Consider the following 4423-nt stretch of genomic DNA (forward strand, 5'->3'; position numbering starts at 1 on the left):
GGGGCGGGACTCCTCCCCCGCGTTCGCGGCGAGGAACTGGAGCTCGGCCATCATCTGCTCATCGGTCTCGAAGACGGGAGGGCGGCGCTCCATGCTGCCGCCGGCCTTCTCCACCCAGACGTGGTCGGAACCGATCATGTGGATGTTCTCCACCCCGGGCTCGTCCACGAGTGCCTGGAATCGGCCCAGACGGAACATCGCATCGAAGGTGGCCTGGCGCAGTGCCGCCTGCTCTTCGGCAGTCCATGCGGCGTCGCGGCCGCCGGTCTGCACGTTCTCACGCATCTGCTCGATGATCGCGCGGTCGATGTGCCGCCAGCCCATGGCGTGCAGCTCGCTCTCGGGCAGGTCGATGCGGTCGGCGGTCTCCTCGGCGTGCCAGTCCACGGCCTTGGCGCGCAGCACGTCGACGATCGACCAGAAGCCCGTCAGCTCCGTGGTGTTGCTCGGCCGGGCCGGGGCGCTCTGCTCGGCCTGCGGTGCCGGCTCGGGCACAGCAGTCAGCGGCCGGGACAGCCCGGGCAGCTCAGCGGAATCGGTGGGAGACGGGGTAGTGCCCAGCGGGCGAGCCAGGTGAGCGCCGGCGGAGGCGGGGATCAGGGACGGCCGGGCCGGCTTGGCCGGGGTGCTCTCGGTCAGGAACGGGAGGTTGAGCAGGTCCAGGGACATGTCGGGGGTCTGATCCTTCATCGCTGCTCTCCTCCGGTCTCGGTGGGCATGTCCGCCTCGATGAGCTGGCGGCGGGCCATCAGCGCGTCCGCGAGGGAGGCGTTGGCGGCACCGATGGCCCGCGTGTAGGAACGCAGCCTCCAGGACGTCGCCTGGGCGCCCCCGCCGAAGTGAGCGCCGGCTTCCGGGCTCTGGGGAAGGCGTCCACGCACCGGCAGGCCCAGCACCTTGGAGATGTCCTTGGAGGGGAACTCCTGGGCTCGATCTTCGACCACGAGCAGGGAGGACGTGTCCACTGCCCCCGCGGTAGCGCGGGCCTCCAGCACGGCCGGCAGATAGGCACGCGCCGCGGCCACGGAGACCAGGTCGCTGCGCACCACGACGCTCAGGTGGTCGCTGTCACGCCAGAGCGCCTCCCGTCCGTGGGCGTTCTCGGAGCGGCCAGCGTCGACGATCACGTCGATGTCCTGGCCAGAGACGGCGCGCAGAGCCATCATCAACTCCGGCCAGAGGCCCCGCATGGATCGCGCGGCCAGCGGCTCGGACATGGCGGGCAGGAGCCAGCGGGAAGGCTGGCCAGCGTCCTGGCCCGTTCCCAGGTCGACGGCGTAGTCCCAGATGTCCTGCTCCGTCAGGGCCTGTCGCATGGAGTTGTGGGCGATGCCCATCAGGCCGCTGTCGGCCGGCATGCTGCCCTGCAACCACCCGGCGAGCACGGATGAGGGCTTGCTGACGTCGGCCTCCACGAGCAGCACAGGGCGCGGCCACTGCAACGTCATGGCCACGGCCGTGGTGCTCACCCCCGGGCTGACGCCGAAGGCCGCAAGGGTCAGGATGCTCACTTCTGCGCTCCCTGCATGATCACGCTGGCGGTGCCGGCGGCACCCCAGGTGGCGACCTTCTGGGCGTCAGCCTGCTTCACGCGCAGATCCACGGTGGTCTTCCCGCTGTTCTGGTCATGGTGGCTGGCCTCGACCACGGCCGCGACGGGGTCGTGATTCTGGTTCTCGTCACCGGCCTTGGTGTTCTGGTTGCCCGGGGTGAAGAGGACCTGGACGTGATCTCCTGCGGCCATCTCCCGGGCAGGCAGGCGCCCGACCTCCAGAGCCAGGCCCACCAGCGATTCGCCGTCCTCCACACCCAAGGACGTTGCCGTGGACGTGCGCGTGATGGTGCTGCCCGGCTGGAGGTCGGTCGTGGCCACCTGCCCCTGGATCTGCTGGGCCTCGGTCGCGGGGACCAGCACGCTGGGGTCGCCGGCCACGCGCACGGACGAGAGCATGGAGGACTCGATCTTCTGCCCTCGCTCCACGGGAGCGTTCACCACCAGGTAGGGCTTGGCCTCGTTGGCCTGGGTCCCCACGAACGCGCCGAGGCCGCCCAGGGCAGCCAGGGCGACGGCGACAGCCACACCGCCCACGCGGCGCTTGGCCACCGGCGTCGGCGCAGGACGGCCCACGGGAGCCGCCGCGCTGGAGCCGGCCTCGCTGACGCGCGGGTTCTCGGTGGGGGTCACCTTGGGCGACCGCTTTCTCAGAGCCACCTTGGCCTGCCTTTCTCGCTACTGGGGGGACTGCACGGGGAGCGTATCAAACCTGCCAGCCGTGATGGCAGGTGGCTTGGTCCTTCACCAGACATAAAGCCCGGACCGCCCCCTCATGTCCCTCTGTACGGTAGACATTTCTGCATGAGCGCCCCCGCATCCCCCCTCGACACGGCCGTCGTCGCGTTCAACTCCACGCTGCGCATGCGCATCCTCGTGCTGGTCGCCCGCTCCCCCGGCCTCGGCGCCCACGACCTCGCCACGTCCCTGGACATCCCCCGCGCAACCCTCTCCCTGAACCTGCGCACCCTCGAGGAGGCCGGCCTGCTGACCTCCAGCGACACCTCCGAAGCGCGCCGGGGCCGACGCCTGACCTACCGCCTCAACCGGGAGGCCTACAGCGCGATGATCGAGGCCCTGGGCGCGATCGTCGAGCGGTGACCTCATGCCATACCGGCGCCACATCAGGAGTGCTGTTCATGCCATAACACCGCCGTCTGCGCGCCAGTCCCCAACCGTCCGCTACACCAGTTGAACGCCATAACACTGCGGGAAATCTCTCGGTATTTCCCGAGAGATGCAGTAGACTGGAGGAGTCAGATCACAGGGAACCTAGGAGGTCCTCATGTCCACCCCTGCGCGCTCATACGCCATCCCAGGCGTCCTGGCGGTCGCCAACGGCAAGGGCGGTACCGGCAAGACGTCGCTGGTCGCCAACCTCTCCGGTCTGGCCGCGGCCGCCGGCATCCGCACCCTCACCATCGACCTGGATCCCCAGGGCAACCTCTCCCCCGACCTCGGCCTAGAGAAGTCGGACGGAATCGAGCTGCGTCGAGCCCTCGAAGATGGGGCGCCGCTGCCGATCTCCACGGATCCCATGCGCCCAGGCCTGGGCGTCGTTCGCGGCGGTCCTCGTTTGGCCGACATCATCAGCCTGCTGGTGGCACGCGGCTACGACGCCCCGCCCCTCGGGGCTCTTCTGCACCGGAGCCTGAGCCAGGTCATGGAGGAGTGGGACCTGGTCGTCATCGACACGCCCCCGGGAGACCGCGCCCTGGTCGAGGCCGCCTTCAGCGTCGCCGAGGGCGTGGTCATCGTCTCCAAGACGGATCTCCGCTCCCTCGACGGCGTCGCTGTGACGGCCGAGCGCTTCCAGGCCGTTCACGAGACCACGAACCCCGACGTGCAGCTGTTGGGCCTGGCGCTGTTCGACGTGGAGGCGCGCGCCGTGAAGATCGAGCGAGAGGCCCGCCAGGCGCTCGAGCAGATGCTCCAGGGGCTGGCCTTCGACGAGGCCGTCTTCACCGCCCGTATTCGGCACGCCGCCGGCGCCGCCCAGGACCTGCGCAAGAGCGGACGCCTGGTGCACGAGCTCGAGAGCGATGTGGCCCGCGCTCACCGAGAGCGCTTCGCGCGCATCAAGGCCGGTGAAGCCTCGACCTTCCATGCGTCGACCATGGATGGCCTGGCAGGGGACTACGCCGCACTGGCCCAGGAGATTCTGGGACGCCTGAGCGCCCTGGGCCAGGACGAGGAGGAGGACGCCTGAGATGGAGACCCCCAATCGAGCAGATGGACTCGGCGCTGTGTTCAACGCGCGTGGCCGGGGCAAGAAGAAGCCGGCGGAGAAGGTCGACTCTGTGCCATACGCCATGCCAGAAACCACGCCAGATGCCACACCGGAATCCACGCAGGACACCACACCGGAAACGGTGCCTGTCGCCGCGCGGGAGACCGCACCGGAACTGATGCCAGACGTGAGGCGCGCGTTCCCGCAGGAAGGCGCGCAGGTGGTCGAGCTGGACCGTGTGGACGTCCCCGAAGAGGAAGAGCTGGTCGTGCGCAACACGGCCGTCTACCTACCCGTCCCGGTCCTGGATCGGTTGCGGACCGCGGCCGCCAAGCGGCATCGGACCTACACGGACCTGCTGATCGACGCGTTCGACGAGCTCAGCGACGATCAGCTCTGGGCGGCCTGCGGGCACAAGCCGCGTGGGGACGGGGGGATGCCGCGTGGGCGCCGAGGTGCCGCGCGCGGCCAGGGCGGCGTGCAGGTGCAGCTGCGCCTGGATCAGGAGCAGCGGGGTTGGCTGGATGAGCAGGTGGCCCGTCTAGGCGCCCCCTCCCGGAGCGCCATGGTCGCCTCGGTGTACGACGCCTGGCTGCCGAAGAGCTGAGCCGGCATGAGAAGGGGGGGCGGCCCGGCAGGGC

5 protein-coding genes and 1 pseudogene are annotated in these 4423 nt (G+C 69.8%); 3 read left to right on the top strand and 3 right to left on the bottom strand.

Translation table 11 applies throughout. The features are described 5' to 3' along the window. From J1M41_RS11555 to J1M41_RS11565, 3 genes and pseudogenes are all read right to left on the bottom strand, one after another. Positions 1–690: pseudogene (locus J1M41_RS11555) on the bottom strand (hypothetical protein); the annotation flags it as partial. Then, complete coding sequence (locus J1M41_RS11560) at positions 687–1511, bottom strand: hypothetical protein (RefSeq protein WP_031943866.1); 825 nt, start codon at positions 1509–1511, stop codon at positions 687–689. The pseudogene J1M41_RS11555 and the gene J1M41_RS11560, both read right to left, overlap by 4 nt. After that, on the bottom strand, positions 1508–2212 hold the full coding sequence (locus J1M41_RS11565; protein ID WP_084785986.1) for an SAF domain-containing protein: 705 nt from the start codon (positions 2210–2212) through the stop codon (positions 1508–1510). Before J1M41_RS11565 ends, J1M41_RS11560 begins: the two co-directional genes overlap by 4 nt. A gap of 144 nt (positions 2213–2356) precedes the next feature. Here J1M41_RS11565 and J1M41_RS11570 point away from each other — a divergent pair, with 144 nt between their 5' ends. The 3 genes from J1M41_RS11570 (at position 2357) to J1M41_RS11580 (ending at position 4389) form a co-directional block, all read left to right on the top strand. Then, positions 2357–2653: a helix-turn-helix domain-containing protein gene (locus tag J1M41_RS11570; RefSeq protein WP_061873038.1), complete on the top strand. Its 297-nt coding sequence runs from the start codon at positions 2357–2359 to the stop codon at positions 2651–2653. A gap of 184 nt (positions 2654–2837) precedes the next feature. After that, entirely contained in the window at positions 2838–3761 is a 924-nt protein-coding gene (locus J1M41_RS11575; RefSeq protein ID WP_061873039.1) for a ParA family protein, read from the top strand. Between the two features lies 1 nt (position 3762). Further along, complete coding sequence (locus tag J1M41_RS11580; RefSeq protein WP_206451789.1) at positions 3763–4389, top strand: hypothetical protein; 627 nt, start codon at positions 3763–3765, stop codon at positions 4387–4389. The last annotated feature ends 34 nt before the right edge of the window (positions 4390–4423 follow it).

It is taken from the genome of Micrococcus sp. KRD096, from assembly GCF_017168495.1.
GTDB lineage: Bacteria > Actinomycetota > Actinomycetes > Actinomycetales > Micrococcaceae > Micrococcus > Micrococcus luteus.